16 protein-coding genes are annotated in these 18,126 nt (G+C 52.3%); 7 read left to right on the plus strand and 9 right to left on the minus strand.

All coding sequences use genetic code 11. From position 1 onward, the window contains the following. The first annotated feature begins 293 nt into the window (after window positions 1-293). Window positions 294-1,313, plus strand: a complete 1,020-nt coding sequence (locus AC27K1_RS20640) for a BPSS1780 family membrane protein (protein WP_487152679.1) — start codon at window positions 294-296, stop codon at window positions 1,311-1,313. A gap of 339 nt (window positions 1,314-1,652) precedes the next feature. Here the strand turns inward: AC27K1_RS20640 and tfpB are convergent, their stop codons facing one another. The 3 genes from tfpB to AC27K1_RS20655 all read right to left on the minus strand — a co-directional run bounded on the left by tfpB (window position 1,653) and on the right by AC27K1_RS20655 (window position 5,043). Continuing rightward, entirely contained in the window at window positions 1,653-3,524 is a 1,872-nt protein-coding gene (gene tfpB / locus AC27K1_RS20645; protein WP_487152680.1) for a type IV pilus assembly ATPase TfpB, read from the minus strand. A 119-nt stretch (window positions 3,525-3,643) separates the two neighbouring features. Further along, window positions 3,644-4,276: a hypothetical protein gene (locus AC27K1_RS20650; RefSeq protein WP_487152681.1), complete on the minus strand. Its 633-nt coding sequence runs from the start codon at window positions 4,274-4,276 to the stop codon at window positions 3,644-3,646. A 140-nt stretch (window positions 4,277-4,416) separates the two neighbouring features. Then, a complete protein-coding gene (locus AC27K1_RS20655) occupies window positions 4,417-5,043 on the minus strand; it encodes a CYTH domain-containing protein (protein WP_487152682.1) in 627 nt (208 codons plus the stop codon). A 169-nt stretch (window positions 5,044-5,212) separates the two neighbouring features. Here AC27K1_RS20655 and AC27K1_RS20660 point away from each other — a divergent pair, with 169 nt between their 5' ends. Next, complete coding sequence (locus tag AC27K1_RS20660) at window positions 5,213-5,893, plus strand: TIGR00153 family protein (RefSeq protein WP_487152683.1); 681 nt, start codon at window positions 5,213-5,215, stop codon at window positions 5,891-5,893. Between the two features lie 33 nt (window positions 5,894-5,926). Next, window positions 5,927-7,198, plus strand: a complete 1,272-nt coding sequence (locus tag AC27K1_RS20665) for an inorganic phosphate transporter (protein WP_487152684.1) — start codon at window positions 5,927-5,929, stop codon at window positions 7,196-7,198. 109 nt (window positions 7,199-7,307) lie between these two features. Here the strand turns inward: AC27K1_RS20665 and AC27K1_RS20670 are convergent, their stop codons facing one another. The 4 genes from AC27K1_RS20670 to AC27K1_RS20685 all read right to left on the minus strand — a co-directional run bounded on the left by AC27K1_RS20670 (window position 7,308) and on the right by AC27K1_RS20685 (window position 12,826). Beyond that, entirely contained in the window at window positions 7,308-8,573 is a 1,266-nt protein-coding gene (locus tag AC27K1_RS20670) for an aromatic amino acid transport family protein (RefSeq protein WP_487152685.1), read from the minus strand. Window positions 8,574-8,892: 319 nt separating this feature from the next. Further along, complete coding sequence (locus AC27K1_RS20675) at window positions 8,893-9,831, minus strand: copper chaperone PCu(A)C (protein ID WP_487152686.1); 939 nt, start codon at window positions 9,829-9,831, stop codon at window positions 8,893-8,895. Window positions 9,832-9,958: 127 nt separating this feature from the next. Further along, entirely contained in the window at window positions 9,959-10,426 is a 468-nt protein-coding gene (locus AC27K1_RS20680; protein WP_487152687.1) for a hypothetical protein, read from the minus strand. A 300-nt stretch (window positions 10,427-10,726) separates the two neighbouring features. Continuing rightward, complete coding sequence (locus AC27K1_RS20685; RefSeq protein WP_487152688.1) at window positions 10,727-12,826, minus strand: coiled-coil domain-containing protein; 2,100 nt, start codon at window positions 12,824-12,826, stop codon at window positions 10,727-10,729. Window positions 12,827-13,042: 216 nt separating this feature from the next. On the opposite strand from AC27K1_RS20685, the gene AC27K1_RS20690 reads away from it, so the two are divergent. Further along, window positions 13,043-13,843 carry a TatD family hydrolase gene (locus AC27K1_RS20690; protein WP_487152689.1) on the plus strand — a complete coding sequence of 267 codons (801 nt, stop codon included), beginning with the start codon at window positions 13,043-13,045 and terminating at the stop codon, window positions 13,841-13,843. Between the two features lies 1 nt (window position 13,844). Here AC27K1_RS20690 and AC27K1_RS20695 read toward each other — a convergent pair whose 3' ends face one another. Both AC27K1_RS20695 and AC27K1_RS20700 read right to left on the minus strand, forming a co-directional pair. Continuing rightward, window positions 13,845-14,267, minus strand: coding sequence for a hypothetical protein (locus tag AC27K1_RS20695; protein WP_487152690.1), 423 nt, complete (start codon window positions 14,265-14,267; stop codon window positions 13,845-13,847). Window positions 14,268-14,280: 13 nt separating this feature from the next. Beyond that, complete coding sequence (locus tag AC27K1_RS20700) at window positions 14,281-15,531, minus strand: DNA polymerase Y family protein (RefSeq protein WP_487152691.1); 1,251 nt, start codon at window positions 15,529-15,531, stop codon at window positions 14,281-14,283. A 239-nt stretch (window positions 15,532-15,770) separates the two neighbouring features. Here AC27K1_RS20700 and lpxL point away from each other — a divergent pair, with 239 nt between their 5' ends. The 3 genes from lpxL to AC27K1_RS20715 all read left to right on the plus strand — a co-directional run bounded on the left by lpxL (window position 15,771) and on the right by AC27K1_RS20715 (window position 17,940). Continuing rightward, window positions 15,771-16,748, plus strand: a complete 978-nt coding sequence (lpxL, locus tag AC27K1_RS20705) for an LpxL/LpxP family Kdo(2)-lipid IV(A) lauroyl/palmitoleoyl acyltransferase (protein WP_487152692.1) — start codon at window positions 15,771-15,773, stop codon at window positions 16,746-16,748. Window positions 16,749-16,908: 160 nt separating this feature from the next. Then, entirely contained in the window at window positions 16,909-17,214 is a 306-nt protein-coding gene (locus AC27K1_RS20710) for a hypothetical protein (protein ID WP_487152693.1), read from the plus strand. Window positions 17,215-17,286: 72 nt separating this feature from the next. Continuing rightward, on the plus strand, window positions 17,287-17,940 hold the full coding sequence (locus tag AC27K1_RS20715) for an HAD family hydrolase (RefSeq protein ID WP_487152694.1): 654 nt from the start codon (window positions 17,287-17,289) through the stop codon (window positions 17,938-17,940). Window positions 17,941-18,126: the final 186 nt, after the last annotated feature.

Here is an 18,126-nt window from a genome sequence, read left to right on the forward strand (position 1 = left end):
CATACGATGGGCTCCCCCATCGTATGTACTATCGAACAATGTGACCGACGCCAAAAAACTGGCATATTTGCCTGCTTTCTTCCCTACCGCTCGCTTACAATTTCTATAAAACACGCTGACATAACGGTTGTTATTTTTACTTTAAAAATGTCATGATGCGCAGCGTTTCCCTAAATGATAATTTCTAAAATGAATAGGGAACCATCAGGAAATGGAACGACAGATAATCACAATAACACTTAACCGTTTATCTGTTGCCATCGCAGTCCATAAAGCAGTATGTGGGGTAGCTCATGGAGTTCTCTGTTTGCGTCACCGGTAAACTTCGTTCCGGTTTCAAGGCAAAAGCGGTCCAGCAGGACTTCAGTGATCTATTCAACGTAAACGACAAGAATATCCTGAAAAGCATCTTTTCAGCGACTTCTCCAGTGCTCATTCGCAAAGGGCTCAGCCTTCCCGAAGCAGAGCAATATCGCCAGAAGCTCCATGATATCGGCATGGAAGCTCTTATCATTGATGAAGAAGGACAGCCTTTGAATAAAGTGGCCAGCGCTGCGGCCGGAACCGCAGCGACAGGAACCGCTACAGAAAGCGCAGGCGAGTCTTCTGTCGTTTTTTATGATGAGGATGGCGATGCCGATGGCGAGGACAACCATGCTTCAGGCACACTGACCATCGACAACTGCTCAATGACAGGTTCACTCTCCTGGCTGTCCGAAGGCTTTGCCCTGTTCAAGAATGCCCCTATGTTCTGGGTAGGATGCACATTCCTCTGGGGTACTGTCTCCATCATCCTTCAGATTATTCCGCTGATTGGAAATCTCGTTTCCTCAATATTCTCGGGCATCATGTATGCTTTCCTGATGCTGGCTGCACACCGGGTCTCGCATGACGAAGAACTCTCATTTGCAGCCGTTAAGGAAGACCTCAAGCCCAACATCGTATCGGTAGGCATCCTGAACATCCTCTATGGCATTATTGTGGCCGCTGTTACCTTTGCAGCCTTTGCCGTGGCGGGTGAGGACTATATGATGGGTATGGGTATCACCTTTGTCGTCCTGATCATGGCTGGTATGGCATTCTGTTTCGCTCCCATGTTGATTGCCATCAATCACCTTGCCATACCTGAGGCGCTGAAGCTTAGCCTCATCGCGTGCATAAAAAATATTCTGCCGCTCATGATCTTTGGCGTCCTGGCGATTGTGCTCTCACTCCTTGGCATGATTCCCCTGGGGCTTGGCCTGCTGGTTGTCATGCCATTAGTGATACTGGCAACCTACCAGGCTTACAGTGAGATTTTTGTCTCCCAATAAGCTTGTTCTGACAACAAGATAGCGTGATCAGGATGTACACGGAGTATCTTGCCTATGAAGGAATACGAGGATCAATTGAACGGCATGGAATGCCTGCTTATAGGCTCATCTTTAGGCAGCATGCTCATTTGTTTTTTGGCGTTGGTTACCAGCATCTGAAATGCAAACATGACAGGGTAAACATTTCGTCTGCCAGAAATAACCGCATATCACCTATATTGACGGGTGACGAAACCACTGAAACGCAGGTGACAGCCTTGCTTTCTTCTAACCCATAAAACGCATGTACGGCAGGAATCACCTGAAGTGCATGCATGATGTTCAATGTCCCCAAACACATCAACCCAATCGACCGCCTGAAGGCGTCACGCGCATGATTTCTTCGATTGTGGTCAGGCCCGCGGCAACTTTGTGCGCACCACTGATTCTCAGGGTTCGCATTCCCTCGACAATAGCCAGTCGTCGTACGGCATCAATATTACAGCCTGTGTCCACTTTGTCACTGACGGTATTACTCAGCAGCATGATCTCATACAGACCTGCACGACCATGGTAGCCAGTATTCCGGCATTTCAGACACCCGACAGGTACACAGCATTGATCGGGAACAGGCGCCTTGAAAGGCTGGGTCAGTTCTTTCCACCCCTGCTTGTCCACCGTGCCAGCCTGCTTGCAATCCGGGCACAGCGTTCTGACCAGTCGCTGCGCCATAACGCCCAACACCGTAGAACGGATCAAGTAGCCCGGCACCCCCAACTCCAGCAGTCGGGTAATCGCAGACGGCGCATCATTGGTGTGCAAGGTGGAAAGAACGAGGTGCCCGGTCAGTGCCGCCTGAATCGCCATTTCTGCGGTTTCAAGATCACGGATCTCACCCACCATGACAATATCGGGATCCTGTCGTAACAGGGCCCGCACGCCACTGGCAAAACTGACCCCTATACCGTGTTGCACCTGCATCTGGTTAAACCGGGACTCCACCATTTCGATGGGGTCTTCGATGGTGCAGACATTCACTTCCGGTGTCGCCAGTTCCCGCAATGTTGAATAGAGTGTTGTCGTCTTTCCCGACCCCGTTGGCCCTGTCACCAGGATAATGCCATTGGGCTGGCGAACCATTTTATGCCAGCGCTTCTCATCATCCCGGGAAAAACCCAGCGAACGAAAACTCTTGAGCAGGACATCCGGATCAAAGATCCGCATAACCAGCTTTTCACCAAATACCGTCGGCAATGTCGAGAGTCGCAGCTCCACTTCATTACCGTCCCGCCCCTTGGTTTTGATCCGGCCATCCTGGGGTTTGCGTTTTTCCGCCACATCCATACGCCCAAGGATCTTGAAGCGATTGGTGACTGCTCCCACGATCTCTGAGGGCAGGTCATACACCTGGTGCAGAATGCCATCAATCCGGAACCGGATATTGCTCATCTCTTTACGGGGTTCAATATGAATATCACTGGCTCGCTGATCAAATGCATATTGCAACAACCAGTCGACCACCCGGATCACATGCTGGTCATTCGCTTCCGGGTTACGGATATTGCCAAGCTCCAGCAACTGCTCAAAGGACGTGGCCACCGCGCCATTGCCATGCTTTGATGCGCGGTTGACCGAGTCAGCCAGGCTATAGAATTCAGCGGAATAACGCCGTATATCCGCCGGATTGCTGACCACACGCTTGATTTTTTTCCGGTTGGTATGCCGAACCGTCTCTTCCCATCCCGTATTAAACGGCTGGGCACTGGCAATCACCAGAGTGTCTTCACTGACCTCTACCGCAAGAATCTGGTGTCGCTGAGCGTATGCCGCTGACATGATGGGGGTAATCGCTGCAGGATCAATCTTCAAGGGGTCGATAGGATAGTATGGCTGGTTTGCCTGCAGGGCCAGCCAGCGCATCATGGTGTCGATATCCAGCTTCTGCCCACAACGTCGTTTATTTTCAAGTTCCAGATCGGCAAGATATTCCACTGGATGCAATCGAGCCTGCTCCGCATCGCGTCGACGATCGAGCACTTCAGCTTTCTGGGACTGATCCAGCAATCCTGACGCGCAGAGTTCTGTCACAACCGTTGCCAGATCAAGCACCCTGTCATCCCGTGACACTTCTTCAGGGCTGACCGGCAATTCCCGCTTTATGATCAACTCCGATGACGGCAGTTGCCCTGTCGCTTCCGGCTGGCTGACAGGCACCTTCTTTGCTGTTTCCATGGTTGGCGTACCAGATACTTATTTTTGGAATGCGCTAATGACGGATGATTGATGCGCCATCCTGTAATGATTTGTCTGAAGGCATACTAACATCCCGTCAGGGATTCACGACAGACTCATCAGTCTGGCAGAGAAATGATGTGTCGGCTCAAATCACGAACACGCAAGGGAGAAGGTTGCAAAGAGGCCAGATGCCCAGCCACAGAATGCTTATTCAGGTCACGACGCGCAGCAGCCTGGTCAGGAAACAAGCCTGATACAATCACATATTCCTTTCCATCGCGTCCATCCAGTGCCAGTAACATCGCGTCATCAATATGATCAACGGCATGACGCATTCTTTTCGCTTCTGCACGATTATTACCCACATACCAGAGGATCGTAAACGCCTCTTCGCGCTGTAGCATCACAATCAAACGACGAACGTCTGGTGTTGTAGAAAACATCGAGTGCGGCATCGATGTCTTTACAGCAGGTGCAACTTGAGCTGAACGGCTTACCCGTTTTTGCAGTGCACTAAGGGTATTCGGGATTGATGATCGTTTTGAAGCAATGGCATCCAGCGGCACAGTGAAATCACTATCCGAACTTGTACGACATAACCAGTCTCCATCACTGAACGCCCGACACTCCCAGTCCGCAGTATAAGCTTCATGGCTGTTCATCGGGCGTCCTGTCGCTGACACTGCGGCAGATAAAATCACTAAAGCTCCCAGCACTGCCTGTCTGCCAATATTAAGTCCGTGCATCATCCCTGCGCCTGTTCCCTGACATTAGTATCCGGTATCGATCAGCACGTAATCCGTTGTGCCATACCGTTCATACTAGCAGTCAATCTTCAACCGGTACTACCTGAGTGTTACTCGCCGAAATACACAACATCGGCCAACTATTAGACAGCTGCCTGGTGATTGAGAAGCTGGTAGCCACGCTCAGCCTTGCTGACGTCACACGGTGTTAGTGAAACAGACAAACGCAGCTGCTCCGCAATTTCATGCAGTGCATCTTCAGCACCAGAAATCAGTTCAATCTCAACCTCCGAGATCACTTCACGCTGTCGTCCGGCCCGGATTTCTCCCAGGTCCAGCGCCAGTTCGACACAGGCCCGGTGCTCACCCGCCCAGTTCAGCGTGAAGGCCGTCCGCTGAAAGTCTGTCGTGAAGACTGGCTGCAGTGCAGACTGATCAACATCCGACAAGCTGTCAGGCCAGACCCCGTTGAGCACTGCCGTATCCAGCTGATCAGCCTCCAGGAGCCACTCCCATTCCCCTCGTTGGCTCAGCCCGTTCCGGCTTTGACCCCGGGTTTTCAGGGTTTGGATAAATCGCCCCTGCTTTTCGCGGATGCGAAGCGCCACCCGGGCCTGGTGCAGCCGTTGGTCGGGCGTATCGAAATAGGTGTTTTGCAGCTGAAAGGTACGTTGATCTGCACCATGGGTACCGTTCAGCAGGGAGTCAGATAACAGCTGACTGTGTGCTTCAGGGGCTATCAGCAGCTTGAGTTCGGTTTCTTTGGACATAGGCGTTTCTGACAAGCTATTCCCGAAATAGGAACCGTCTATTCTAGCGCGCTCACTCCATAGATAAAATCATGCAGATTGTCAGACAGGCCAACCGGATACGGATTTCCACCTACCCTGAAGATCGTTATACTAACGCCCTTTTCACATCGACCCAGGTAACCGGCGCATGCCCCCAAGCAACCTGTTATCCAGCGTATTTGGCCGTTCGCCTATCGGCCCTATTCAAAAACATATCAGCCTGGTGCATGAATGTGCCTCAGAACTGCAGCCCTTTTTCGAAGCAGTACTGAGTGGGAATTGGGAGCAGGCGGAACATTACCAGCAGCGCATCGTGGATCTGGAAGAACAAGCGGATCAGATCAAGAAACAGGTGCGCCTGTCACTGCCCAAGAGCCTGTTTCTCCCGGTTCCCAGAACCGACCTGCTGGAAATCGTGACGGTACAGGATAAGGTTGCCAACCGCGCCAAGGATATCGCCGGCCTGGTGCTGGGTCGCCAGATGCGTTTTCCGGAAGAACTCCATGAAGCCCTGGGCCATTACCTGAACCGCTCAATCCAGACCTCCGCCCAGGCCCTCAAAGCCATGAACGAACTCGACGAGTTGCTTGAAACCGGCTTCCGTGGACGAGAAGCCGATATGGTCGAGGAGATGATTGAGGAACTGGACAACCTGGAAAGCGAGACCGATGATCTGCAGGTTCAGATTCGCCGCGTACTGTTCGCGCTGGAAAAATCACTGCCGCCGGTAGATGTCATGTTCATGTACAAGATCATCGACTGGGTGGGCGATCTGGCGGATCGCGCCTCACGGGTGGGCAGCTACCTGCAGCTGCTACTGGCCAAATAACTTCCCTGCTCAGTTACTTTCTGGAAACGCAGTATGTCAATCATTGCAGAATACGGCACGATCCTGCTGATCATGGCCTGTGTATTTGGCTTTTTCATGGCCTGGGGCGTCGGCGCCAATGACGTCGCCAATGCCATGGGCACCTCCGTTGGCTCCAAGGCGCTGACGGTCAAGCAGGCAATCTTTATCGCTATCGTACTGGAATTTGCCGGCGCCTACCTGGCCGGCGGTTCGGTCACCGCAACCATCCGGAAGGGGATTCTTGACCCCACCATGCCGGAGCTGGTGTCCAACCCGGAGCTATTGGTTTACGGCATGCTGGCAGCGCTGTTGGCCGCTGGCACATGGCTACTGGTCGCCACGCATTTTGGCTGGCCGGTCTCAACCACGCACTCGATTGTCGGTGCCATTGTCGGCTTTGCGGCTGTCGGCATTTCAGTGGATGCAGTCAACTGGGGTAAGGTCAGCTCTATTGTTGCCAGCTGGGTCGTCTCACCGGTGTTGTCAGGTGTGCTGGCCTTTATGGTGTTCAGCAGTATCCAGAAGCTGATTCTGGATACTGATAATCCGTTCCGAAACGCCAAGCGTTACGTGCCGGTATATATGTTCCTTGTTGGCTTCATGATGGCCATGGTGACCTTCACCAAGGGCCTGAAACATATCGGCCTGGAACTGACGGATATGGAAAGCTTCCTGATTTCGGTCATCATCGGCCTGGTGGTCATGATCGTCGGTAAGCTGGCCATCAGCCGGATTAAGGAAGACCATAAAGCTGACAAGGCATTCCACTTTTCCAGCGTGGAAAAAGTCTTTGGCGTCATGATGATTTTCACCGCGTGTTCCATGGCCTTTGCCCATGGTTCCAATGACGTGGCTAACGCGGTTGGTCCGCTGGCTGCCGTGGCCAGTGTCGTTATGTCGGGTGGTGAAATCGTTGCCAAATCAGCCATGCCGGGCTGGATACTGCTACTGGGCGGTATCGGCATCATCACGGGGCTGGCAACCTATGGTTACCGGGTCATGGCCACCATCGGCAAACATATCACCGAGTTGACGCCCAGCCGTGGCTTTGCCGCAGAGTTATCCGCAGCCAGTACCGTCGTACTTGCGTCGGGTACCGGCCTGCCTATTTCCACTACCCATACCCTGGTCGGTGCGGTTCTCGGCGTTGGGCTCGCCAGGGGGATTGGTGCGTTGAACCTTCGGGTTATCAGCACCATCTTCATGTCCTGGATTGTCACCCTGCCAGCCGGTGCACTGCTGGCAATTCTGTTTTTCTATATTATCCAGGCCATCTTCGGTTGAATCGCACCATAAAAAAACGGCTTTCTTCCACACCGGAAGAAAGCCGTTTTTCTTTTAATGTCACGAATGTCGTTTACCTGTCATTCAGGCAATACCGCATCCTGCAGACTTAACTGCCAAATGCAGGCAACCATCCAGCCATATTCATCAACTGACAAATCAGTACAACCAGCGCAAAGAGCAGAACCAATACCATCCGCGGGGTTCCGCCCGGTACCCTGTATCCCCCATTCATGCCCCGGGAGCGGCACACAGCTGCCATCAACACCGGAACAATCAAGGCAAAGACCGTTGCACAAATACCCGCATACCCGATCGCGGCAAGAAAACCATTGGGTGCCACGATCGCAAGCACTGTAGGTGGCGCCAGGGTCATAAGTCCGGTAATCAGGCGTCCCTGCAAATCATTGGCAAAACCGAACAGATCAGCAATATAGTCAAACAGACCCAGTGCTACACCAATGAAAGAAGTCGCTACGGCCAAATGGGAGAACAACTGCAACAGCAGGGATAAGCCCAGGCTGACACCACTTTGCTCCAGTGCACCGATCAAATGCCCAATATTGCCACCAGCAGCCAGCACCGCAGGAAACGCATTACGTTCCAGGTTACCCAGGACACTGACCTGCCATACCAGGTAGAACATCAGGGTAATGAGGGTGCCGATAATCGCAGCACGGCGCAGCGCAACCGGTTCCTTACCAAAATATTTCACCAGGCTGGGGATACAGTTCTGAAAGCCGAAACTGACCATCAGAAACGGAATCGCTCCCGCAATGTAGGGCATTGTTTCTGTCATCGGCAAACCGGGGAAAAGTGTCTGGCGGTCTGCAGAACTCAACAATCCATGACAGAACCCCAGGAAAGTCAGCACCATACCGCCCAGCATGACCGTGGTAATACGATCAACGGCTCCGGCGCCAGCGACAACAAACACACCCAGCACCGTTGCAAACAATAAGGCCGAGAAACTGGCATTCAACTCAATGCCCGTCAGCATACCGAGGCTATGGCTGACCACGGAGCTACCGCCGGAGACATAGGCATAGGTCAGGATGTACAACACAAACGCCACGGATAAACCATTCAGAATCCGCCCGGGGCGCCCCAGGGTATCACCGGCCAGCGTATCGAAACTGTCGGATGGCCGGTAGCAAAGGTTGGTTTCCAGCAGGTACATCCCGCCGCTGTACATACAGAACCAGACGCCCAGCAACAGCAACAACGACCAACCAAACCACATACCGCTGGTGACAACAGGCAGTGAAAACATGCCTGCGCCCACGGTGCTGCCGGCCACGATCAGTGCGCCGCCCAGAACACCGGGTTTTCTGCGGGAAAATGTTGGATTTGCGGTGGTCAGTGTTTCCGTCATTCTGAATTATCCATAACCTGACGGCTGACAGTTCGACACCCCCGGTGTACCTGTCAGCCCGGAACAGTGGTTTTGATGTTATCAACAAACAATAAAGGGAAGGCGAGACTGTCGTGTCCCGTCATCACATGGCAGGAAAAAGCGATTTCTTGCGACGTACTGACAGTTTGTTATTCGGAGAATAAGGTGACGTCCGCTCACGATGCCACCCTACACAGCCATTATCCAGGCTGATATAAGGATATTTACCGACGACAGGACACCACGCGCCTGACTACCACTTGTTTACGAGAAAATGGCAGCCAGGTAAATCATGGGCTCAGGAGGAAAGGTTGCCTTTCTCGGATACCATTTTTTTCACAGGCGCCAGCACATTTAACACCGTGCCATTACTGAAATGCAGTTCAAGTGGAACTTTTTCCCCCGTCACCAGGTCTTTTTTCAACCCCATTAACATAATATGGCGACCACCCGGCTGGAGCTTCAGCTTTTTACCGGCCGGAATGCGGGGTTCGCCCATATGCTCCATCTTCATGACGCCATCTTCCATCTTGCTCAGATGGAATTCAGCAACATCCGCCACCGGTGTATCCACCCGAATCAGTTCCACATCCTTCTGGCCAACGTTTTTGATGGTCAAATAAGCCGCGGTATTCTTGCTGCCCGGCGGCATGGCACGGACTCGGGGTTCGGTGACCATCAGGGTCTGATGATGATCCATCACAGGCTGGGGTTTGACATCAGTCAGCACTTTCACAACCGATGCTTTCACCTTCACCCGCTCACCATCTGAGAACGACAGGTTGAGCATCAGCTCTTCACCGATTTTCAACGGCTGATGCAGCCCCATGATCATGATGTGATTACCACCCGGGGTAAGCCGTGCAACCTTGCCAGACTCAATGCGTATGCCGGCCAGATGCTCCATCTTCATCAACCCGTTCTCCATGCGCGTGGTGTGAAGCTCCACCTTGTCCGCAACGGGTCGGCCGCTGGTATCCAGAACATCGGCAGCCACCAGGTCAATGGCCTGCGGGCTATTGTTCTTGATCTCCACATACGCTGCCGTATTCTTGGAGATCGGTGGCATCGCCCGGATACGGGCATCAGACACGGTAACATCGACAGCCAGGCTCGTGCCCGCCACCAACAGCCCCATCAATCCCATGAAGCAATGCCAAAAACCATACTGCCGGCCATGCGACAGTATTCCCGTGCGTCGTGTAACGGCTGACAGAGACTGCGCCATACCTTTCATACGTCTGACATCCTTTCTCACTACCACCTGATGATGCTGGCTGAATCCGCATCACCCTAGATTATGAATTATAAAAACGTCTGATATTTTAGGAGGTATGATCGCTGCTGTCCCCCCAAAAGATCATTTAATGTGTTGCCGGCCCCAGCACAAACTCAATTGCTTGCGCTTTCCCTGACACCACCATATTCAGCCGAGCCAGCCATACCATCTCTGAATTGACGGTACATAAACTGATAACCCCCTCGCCTCGCCAGCGAGTGTCGTCATCAGAGCCCCGCGCCAGCATGACGGGCTGAAGTCCCATATCCATGTCCCGTCCCACGAATTGTACACTGACGGCATCAACGTTTTCCGTTGGCAGCGTGACTGTCAACGAAAGAGGCTGCATGGAGGGCAAACTGGCTGGCTCAATCTGCAGGGATACCTGACCAACAGTATCCATATCAGCCTGACAGGGTGCGTCACGGTTCAGGCAGTCGTATCGGCCAATCGGGGGGCTGCTGTCTATCGGGTTGAACAGGCGTGGAAGGTAAAGAATCAATCCGATTCCCACGAAGATACAGCCTGCCACTAAGAGTTTTTTGCCCACCATAGCCTTTCTTTATCACTCGCCTAGCGCCTAGTTTGGTGGTCGTTGATTATAGGTGAAACATTATGACGGCCAAGTCCGTCTCTAGCTTTTTCAGGCGGTTCGATGAGGGATAGCGACAGGGAATGGGACTTAAAAAAAACCAGCCGTGCAAATACAACCAATCCTGTATTTACACGGCTACTCTACTACAACATATTCAAATCGTTTGGCTTTGCACCTAATGCAGATCAATGGATACTAATCAAGCTCAAGACCATCAACATATACAGGGCCTTCACCATTCCCCTGAGCTCCTTTCCCCTAGCGCTGTTTTTCAGCCCAACGGGTCAGAATGTTTTTAATTGAACCAAGATCCTCACCTTCGATAGCAACAATCTCTGTATTAACAAATTCTGTTGCAACCTGCTCCAGTTCATCTGGAATATTTTTCGGGAAGCCTGCTTTTAGCAAATCAGTCTTTAATTCATTGATCAGATCTTTAGCGTAAGCATCTTGGCCTTCTTTAGTATATCTGTCACCATGAAATACATCTTTCAGATATCCGTTTTCCCTTGCTTCCTCAAAAAATCTAAAGACGGCCTGACTTACTGCGTCAATATCCATGCTCGCTTCCTGATTGCGTGCCGGATCGTTTGCTGGCACAACACCAGGCGGCGGAGGGGCACGACGATTTGGCCTTCTTGGACTGGCCTGCTGTGTCTGTACCGGATCACTGGATGGCACAACATCAGGCGGTGGCGGCGGTGAAGTAGTTGGTTTCGTGGGCCGAACAGTACGACGTGCTCGCTTAATCGTTCTATTGCCCGCATCTGCGGCAACATCCGGGATTGAAGGCGCAACGGATTCGTCATGACGTCCACGTTTTAACGACGGCTCCATTTCATGCACCTCGTCAGGGGCGCTGCGTTTCTTCCCCCGAGCTGATGGTATCGGGAGAGCCCGACGTGGCGGTACCAGTGGCGGTGCCATCTCTTTAGCTTCTTCGGCTGTATTCACAGTATTCGGCTGTATGCTGGAAACATCTCGTTGCTTCAAATCTGCCTTGTATAACTCTTTTTCTTGCTGCCACAGCTTCTTAAATGGTATTCGCTTGGGTACTTTCACTTTAACCACTGGACGTAACGCTTTCTCCTGAAGCTCTGCTTTCTTCTCCAGCTCTTTGCTCTTTGCCCACACATCTTTTTCAAACTCAGCAAGTGCTTTCTTCGCTGCTACTGTATCGCCTAACCAACTGAGCTTATGTTTAAGCATATTCATCTTCAATTTTACAATTGCTTGCTGTGTTTCAGCTTTCTTCTTTTTAGCTTCATTAAGAGATCTCTGGGCGCTTTCTCTTAGCTTATCCAGTCCCCTCCTGTAATCATCGATTTCCTTTTGGGCATTAGGAACCATTCCTCCAAGTTGTACAACTCCGTCTAAAATTTTCTCCATCGAGCTTTCTACTTTTTTCTTTTCCACTGCAGAGAGAGTTTTCTTATTTCCTGTCGCCGCACTCAACGCGTCAAGTTGAGACAAAAGCCCCTTCGCTTTTCTTTGAGCCTTTTTTTGATCCTCTAATTCTTTAAGCTTCGCATTCCTTGTACCAGCATACGTAGACAAGTCAATCTCTAACTGCTTAATCACAGCTTCCTCTGCTTCTTTTTTGTTCTTAATCTTTTGCTTTTTACCTTCCCTGACATCTATCCGAGTAAACTTTTCAGCAAATCTATTCTTGAGGATCTCCGATATTGCATCTTTCATTTCATCTTTTTGGTCATCTCCAACAGCCTGCTCAATCTTTTGCCTAAAGTCCGACAATTTATCCTCTGCTGTTTGCAGAACTGTCTTCTTAGTTTCTAGCGTTTCTTGGAAACCAGCAACAAATTCCTTATCCGTTTTTAATTGCGCTTCAACGCCACGGGCTGCGTTTCTAAGTGATTCAAGAACATCCGGCCCGAAATTCAGCGCCTCGCACGTATGATATAGGGTATCAATAGATGTAGTTACCCCTTCTGAACTCATTCTGGCATTCGGGTCATGTAAGTCTTCTAATACCTTACCCATAGCCTCTCTTGATTGGACAACAACTTGTGCATGCTCATTATATGACTTCAACTGCTCCGTGGTTTTTTTACCGTATAAATCCACTCCCTCTTTCGTTTTCTTATCAGGATCAACAGTGTCAACAACCGCAGCGCATCTTTCCTTTAACCCTTTTATTTCTTTAGGCTTCATACCCAATGCGTTTCTCAGACTGGATAGAAAACCTTTAGATTTTTTGGGCTCTACATCTACAACAGCAACTTTTAACTTTTTAGCGCCAAGATTAACATCTACGGCATCAGACTTTCTCTTCTTTCTGGTAGCTTGTTGATTAGCAACACCACTACCTTTTCTCCCCCCACTCCTAATGCCGGGCATAACACTTCTCCATAAATAGACTATTCCTACCTCAATAACCATTAGATTAGCGCATACAAAACCAAACTCTTTTTAAAAACCTTCCCAGAAAAACAAAACCCCAACAATTAATTAATTATCAGAATAATAAAAAAAACAGGAATATCATTTTGCAATTAACAGATAATCAATAATACAATTAACCATTATTTAAATTATCTTCACCCGTGAACAATGATGCTTTTTGATTCGCATTGCCATCTGGACTTCAACGACTTTGATGCTGATCGCCAGCCAATCCTCGACAGGTGCATTCAGCAGGCTATCTGTGCCATTACGCTGCCAGGAACAACGAAAGCACGCTGGCCAATCATCATGGCGCTGTCTAAGCAACTGTCAGATTCATCAGTCAGCCTGTTATACGCCCTGGGTATGCATCCCTACTTTATCGATGAACACCATACGGACCACCTGACAACACTTGAACAACTACTGTTGCAACAGCCTACTCGTCTGATCGGCATTGGCGAAATTGGTCTGGATTTCTATCTTGACCATCTGGACAGAAATCGACAGGAATCACTGTTCAGAGCCCAGGTCAAAGTGGCCAAAACCCATAAACTCCCGGTGATCCTGCATGCCCGGAAATCCCATGACCAGATACTGAAGATACTCCGGGAGCTCGACTTCCAGGAAGGGGGAATCGTTCATGCCTGGTCTGGCAGTGAACAGCAGGCCAACCGGTTTATCGAGATGGGCTTCAAACTGGGCTTTGGCGGGGCGATGACTTACCCTCGTGCGACCAAACTTCGCCATCTGGCCGCCAATCTGCCGCTGACCAGCCTGGTGCTGGAAACGGATGCTCCGGACATGCCCCCGGCCTCCATCAAAGGCCAACGAAACTCCCCGGAATACCTGCCACTGATCCTGGAAGAACTCTGCCAACTGCGCCCGGAGTCAGCGGAAGTCATTGCCAGCCAGACCACCCGAAATACCATGGACGCATTAAGAATCAGCCCAGACCTGATGCCCGGATAACTCAGGTCACTGCCGCAACCAGCCGGGGCCAGCGTTCAAAACAGATATCATCCAGACTGGTTTCCAACGTAACAATATATACCCGCTGTTCGCCGCCAATACGACTGACCAACCCCTGCAGATACTGTCCCTCCGTGACAGGAAACCGATGCTCGTGCCCGCTGACATCCTGCTCAATAAAAGCCTGCGCCGGAATCTTGACCGGTACAGGATTAAAGCGGTTCCACCGCCCTCCCTGAATATTGTGCAACCGTGCCCAGCCGCCGAACGGAAAGTCACCATGGCAGGCATCCAACCGCCGGCGTCCCCAGAGTAACAATCGCATCTCGCCATCCCGGGTCAATACCGGCAGCCGCGCTCCCGGTCTGCAGAAGCGGCAGGCACATTCTTTCTGGTCAAAACGATAAATCACACCAATCGGCATGACAGCCGGCTCCTCAGGGTTCCAGGGTATTTCGGTGTCCTGCGGGCTTCCAGGACGGGGCAATCACATTGGGCATCTCGGACCGTTTCACCAGCGGCGCCCGGCAGAGCGCAAATTCACCGTAACGCTGGTTCACGGCATCCATCACCGCCAGCACCCGGTCCCGCCGGGCATGATCCGGAGCAAACAGTTCCCCCTGGCTGGCCTGCGGATGAGGGTCCAGCGCCGCCACATGCACCTGGTGAGCACCGGCGCCATCCCACCAGTGATCCAGGAAAAAGCGGGCCAGGGCGATCAGTGGGCCACTGTCAGCGGTGGGATGCACGGTTTTCAGTTTCCGCGACACCCACCCACGCCGGGTATTCAGGCCAATACTGAACACGCCGGCCTGTAGCTGATGACGGCGAAGCCGGGTCGCCACCTTCTCGCACATATGCATAAGGTAACGATCCACTTCCCGGCGATCCCGGGTATCCGGCGGCATGACCTTGCCATGACCGATGGTCTTTGGCGGTTTGACCTCCCGGTGCAGCGGCTCAGGATCCAGCCCCTGGGCCATCAGCCAGATCCTTCGTCCCAGGTTACCGAAACGCCCGGCCAGCACACTGATGGGAACCTGCTTCATATCTCCGCAACAATAAACACCATGCTGTGCCAGGAACCGGCCAATCCCCGTGCTGATGCCACATAATTCTGTCACCGGTACAGCCGCCAGCCGCTCAGCTGCCCGCCAGGGCTCTACGATCGTCAAACCATTGGGTTTCTGCTGCTTGGCGGCCCATTTGGCAGTGGTTTTATCCCCACTAATCCCAACCGAGCAAAGCAGTCCTGAGGCTTCGAATACGCAGCGCTTAATGTTTCTGCCAATCGCATCAACCGGGCAGCGATACAGCTTCTGACAGGCGGTCAGGTCAAGAAACGCTTCATCGACAGAGAAAATCTCGATATCAGGCGTAACCGTTTCCAGCGCCGCCATGATGCTTGATGACACCTGGGCATAGCGATGCGGCCGCGACGGCGCCTGGATAAAATCCGGCGCCAGCGCCCGTGCTTCCCGAACCCGCATCCCGGTCCGGACCCCACAGGCCCGCGCTTCATAGGAAGCGGTAATAATGCAGGTGCCCGTGCGCCCGTTGGTCACGCCCACCGGACGCCCGCGCCATTCGGGCCGGTCCAGTTGTTCAATGGATGCAAAGAAGGCATTCATATCCACCAGCGCAATCATCCTTGGCCAGGGTTTTTCATCAGAAACGATACTGTTCATATATACAGTATCATAGCAAGCGGGCCGCAAGGTCAACGCCCGAAATGATTGGATTTTTTATTAACCTGACGCCCGGAACCTCACAACAGGCATGACGGAGCAGCGCCCGCTATCCAATGAAAATCAATGTCAGCCGCCTGGGGCGCTTTCTTACATCTGTTAACAAACGGATAAGCATCAGGCAAGGAAGACGTCATCACATTACGGTATACTCGCGCCCCAGAATGTCATGATGCTCTTTGAGGCGAACATTGAACCCCACCACTCCTGACGACATCCCCTACGAAGAGCGGATGTACACCAAGGCTTACCGTTTCCAGGGCGCGTTCCTGCACCCCCGCTACTGGGGACTCTGGCTGTTGATAGGCACCCTGTGGCTCATCGGTCGCCTGCCCATGGCCTGGATTGTGAAAATCGGCCGGAAAATCGGCCACCTGTTCCTGAAAATTGGCGGCAGCCGGGTCAAGGTGACCCGCCGGAATCTGGAACTCTGCTTCCCGGAACTCTCCGAGTCTGAAAGAGAAGCCCTGCTGGTACGCAACTTCGAGGCTATCGGCGTTGCCCTGCTGGAGCCCGGTGTGGCCTGGTTTGCCGGCAGCCGGCGAATCCGCCGGATCAGCCGGGTGGAAGGCCTGGAGAATATCCGCCGCCATATCGACAAGGGGCAGGGTATCCTGTTCTGCTGCATGCACATGAGCTGTGTCGAGATGGTCTGCAGGATCGCCGCGGAATACCTGCCCTTCAACCTGCTGTACCGGGTGCACGATAACCCGCTCTACGAATACATCAGCAGCGTGCGTCGGCAGAGCTATCCCTATAAAGGGCGCTATATCCCCCGTAAGCAGGTCAAGGATCTGATTCACTTCATGGGTAAAGGGGAAATGGGCATCATTCTGCCAGACCAGGACATGGGCAAGAAACGCAGCCTGTTCGTGCCTTTCTTTGGACAGAACGCAGCCACGATACCCAGCGTGTCTGACTTTGCCCGCCTGAGCAACGCCCGGGTGCTCATGGCTAATTATTACCTGGATGAAAACAACCAGTATGTTCTGACCTTCTCACAGCCACTGGAACATTTCCCCACTGAGGACAATGTGGCCGATACCACCCGTATCAACCAGCTGATTGAAGAGCGTATCCGTCAGCATCCGGAGCAGTATCTCTGGCAGCACCGGCGTTTCAAGACACGTCCGCCCGGTGAACCTTCTCTCTATTAATAACAGCCTGAACACCAGATCGACGGAAATACGACGATCTGGTGTTTTTCCCCCTGGGTATCTGCATTTTTCTCCCTTCACACCGCCCCTCAGCAACAAACCCCATGACACCAGCGCCTAAACTGGTAGTAAACGCATTGCAGTACAGGGAGGTTCGTCAATGCGCCAGGTTGTGTCCATGCTGCTGATGACGGCTCTCGCCGGAAGCGCCATAGCCGATGAGTTGATCGTCAAACCGGCCAGCACCTTTGATCAACTCATCGTTTCCGTCGCCTATCAGGGACGGAAAATTCATCAGGCACATATCACCGTCAGGAGCGAGAACGGTCTGACGATCGCTGAAGGGGAAACCACCCGTGATGGCATCGCCCGGCTGAACATCAATTCAGGTCATACGCTGAATATTTCAGTCAAAACCCCTGACGGTCAGGAAAGTGAACAGGTCTACACGCACCTGTACCAATGATTAACGAGCGGTCAATGACCTGACAGCAAATCCTGCAGGTGTTTCCTGGCTGCTACTAACACAAGACAGATAATGCGGTATATAGAAAAGGATTTCTCAGCCGTCCTGTTCGATCTTGACGGGACCCTGATCAACAGTGAACCCCTGAAAGCCGAAGCCCTGGGTTATGCGGTTGAACAGGCTGGAGGCACCTGGCGTTCCCGTTGGTATGCAGATCTCTTGGGGAGTCCATGGCGGACGATTGAAGAGCGGTTAATGGTTCGTACCGGTATCCAGGCTCGCCAGGAGGAGTTCGCGGAACACTTCCATCACCATTACGTGGAGCTCCTTCAATCCCAACTGGAAATGACCCCGGGCGCAGACAGCTTTGTGCATGACCTGCACACCCGGGGCTACCCGCTGGCACTGGTCACCAGTGAATCACGCCTCATTGTCGAAGCCATAGTGAATCGCCTGAAGCTGGCCGATTGCTTTCAGGCACTGGTCTGTGGCGACGACATCATCAACCCCAAACCCGCACCCGACAGCTACCGCCTGGCCTGCCAGCGTATCCAGCAATCACCCGATGATGTACTGGTCTTCGAAGATACGGATGCCGGTATTACGGCTGCTATTCGTGCGGGTATCACCCAGATTATTGGCATTCGTCATGACTGGAACAGCCACCAGCAATTCCATCAATCATTTCCTGCCGTTTGCTCCTTTCTTGATCAGCCATCCGCCTAGAGGCTGGGACAGTCAGCTATCAGCCTTTCACAAAACCACAATGGGAAAAACGACGATTCCCCCGTTCTGGATAGCGCAGCGTTTGATGTTCTGTCCGCTGGTTTCGTCCCAAAGCGCTGCCTGGGGATCGCCATACCTACCTGGGAACCTCCACGAGGCTTATAGTCAGCGGCCTAAACTTACCGG

Source organism: Kistimonas ophiarachnellae (assembly GCF_057552235.1).

Excerpts from the sequence above, each read along its gene's own strand:
- AC27K1_RS20685 (WP_487152688.1), bottom strand. The coding sequence starts at position 12,826 with ATGCCCGGCATTAGGAGTGGGGGGAGAAAAGGTAGTGGTGTTGCTAAT.
- AC27K1_RS20655 (WP_487152682.1), bottom strand. The coding sequence starts at position 5,043 with ATGTCCAAAGAAACCGAACTCAAGCTGCTGATAGCCCCTGAAGCACAC.
- AC27K1_RS20700 (WP_487152691.1), bottom strand. The coding sequence starts at position 15,531 with ATGAACAGTATCGTTTCTGATGAAAAACCCTGGCCAAGGATGATTGCG.
- AC27K1_RS20650 (WP_487152681.1), bottom strand. The coding sequence starts at position 4,276 with ATGATGCACGGACTTAATATTGGCAGACAGGCAGTGCTGGGAGCTTTA.
- AC27K1_RS20640 (WP_487152679.1), top strand. The coding sequence starts at position 294 with ATGGAGTTCTCTGTTTGCGTCACCGGTAAACTTCGTTCCGGTTTCAAG.
- AC27K1_RS20670 (WP_487152685.1), bottom strand. The coding sequence starts at position 8,573 with ATGACGGAAACACTGACCACCGCAAATCCAACATTTTCCCGCAGAAAA.
- AC27K1_RS20695 (WP_487152690.1), bottom strand. The coding sequence starts at position 14,267 with ATGCCGATTGGTGTGATTTATCGTTTTGACCAGAAAGAATGTGCCTGC.
- AC27K1_RS20680 (WP_487152687.1), bottom strand. The coding sequence starts at position 10,426 with ATGGTGGGCAAAAAACTCTTAGTGGCAGGCTGTATCTTCGTGGGAATC.
- tfpB (WP_487152680.1), bottom strand. The coding sequence starts at position 3,524 with ATGGAAACAGCAAAGAAGGTGCCTGTCAGCCAGCCGGAAGCGACAGGG.
- AC27K1_RS20665 (WP_487152684.1), top strand. The coding sequence starts at position 5,927 with ATGTCAATCATTGCAGAATACGGCACGATCCTGCTGATCATGGCCTGT.
- AC27K1_RS20675 (WP_487152686.1), bottom strand. The coding sequence starts at position 9,831 with ATGAAAGGTATGGCGCAGTCTCTGTCAGCCGTTACACGACGCACGGGA.
- AC27K1_RS20715 (WP_487152694.1), top strand. The coding sequence starts at position 17,287 with ATGCGGTATATAGAAAAGGATTTCTCAGCCGTCCTGTTCGATCTTGAC.
- AC27K1_RS20690 (WP_487152689.1), top strand. The coding sequence starts at position 13,043 with ATGCTTTTTGATTCGCATTGCCATCTGGACTTCAACGACTTTGATGCT.
- AC27K1_RS20660 (WP_487152683.1), top strand. The coding sequence starts at position 5,213 with ATGCCCCCAAGCAACCTGTTATCCAGCGTATTTGGCCGTTCGCCTATC.
- AC27K1_RS20710 (WP_487152693.1), top strand. The coding sequence starts at position 16,909 with ATGCGCCAGGTTGTGTCCATGCTGCTGATGACGGCTCTCGCCGGAAGC.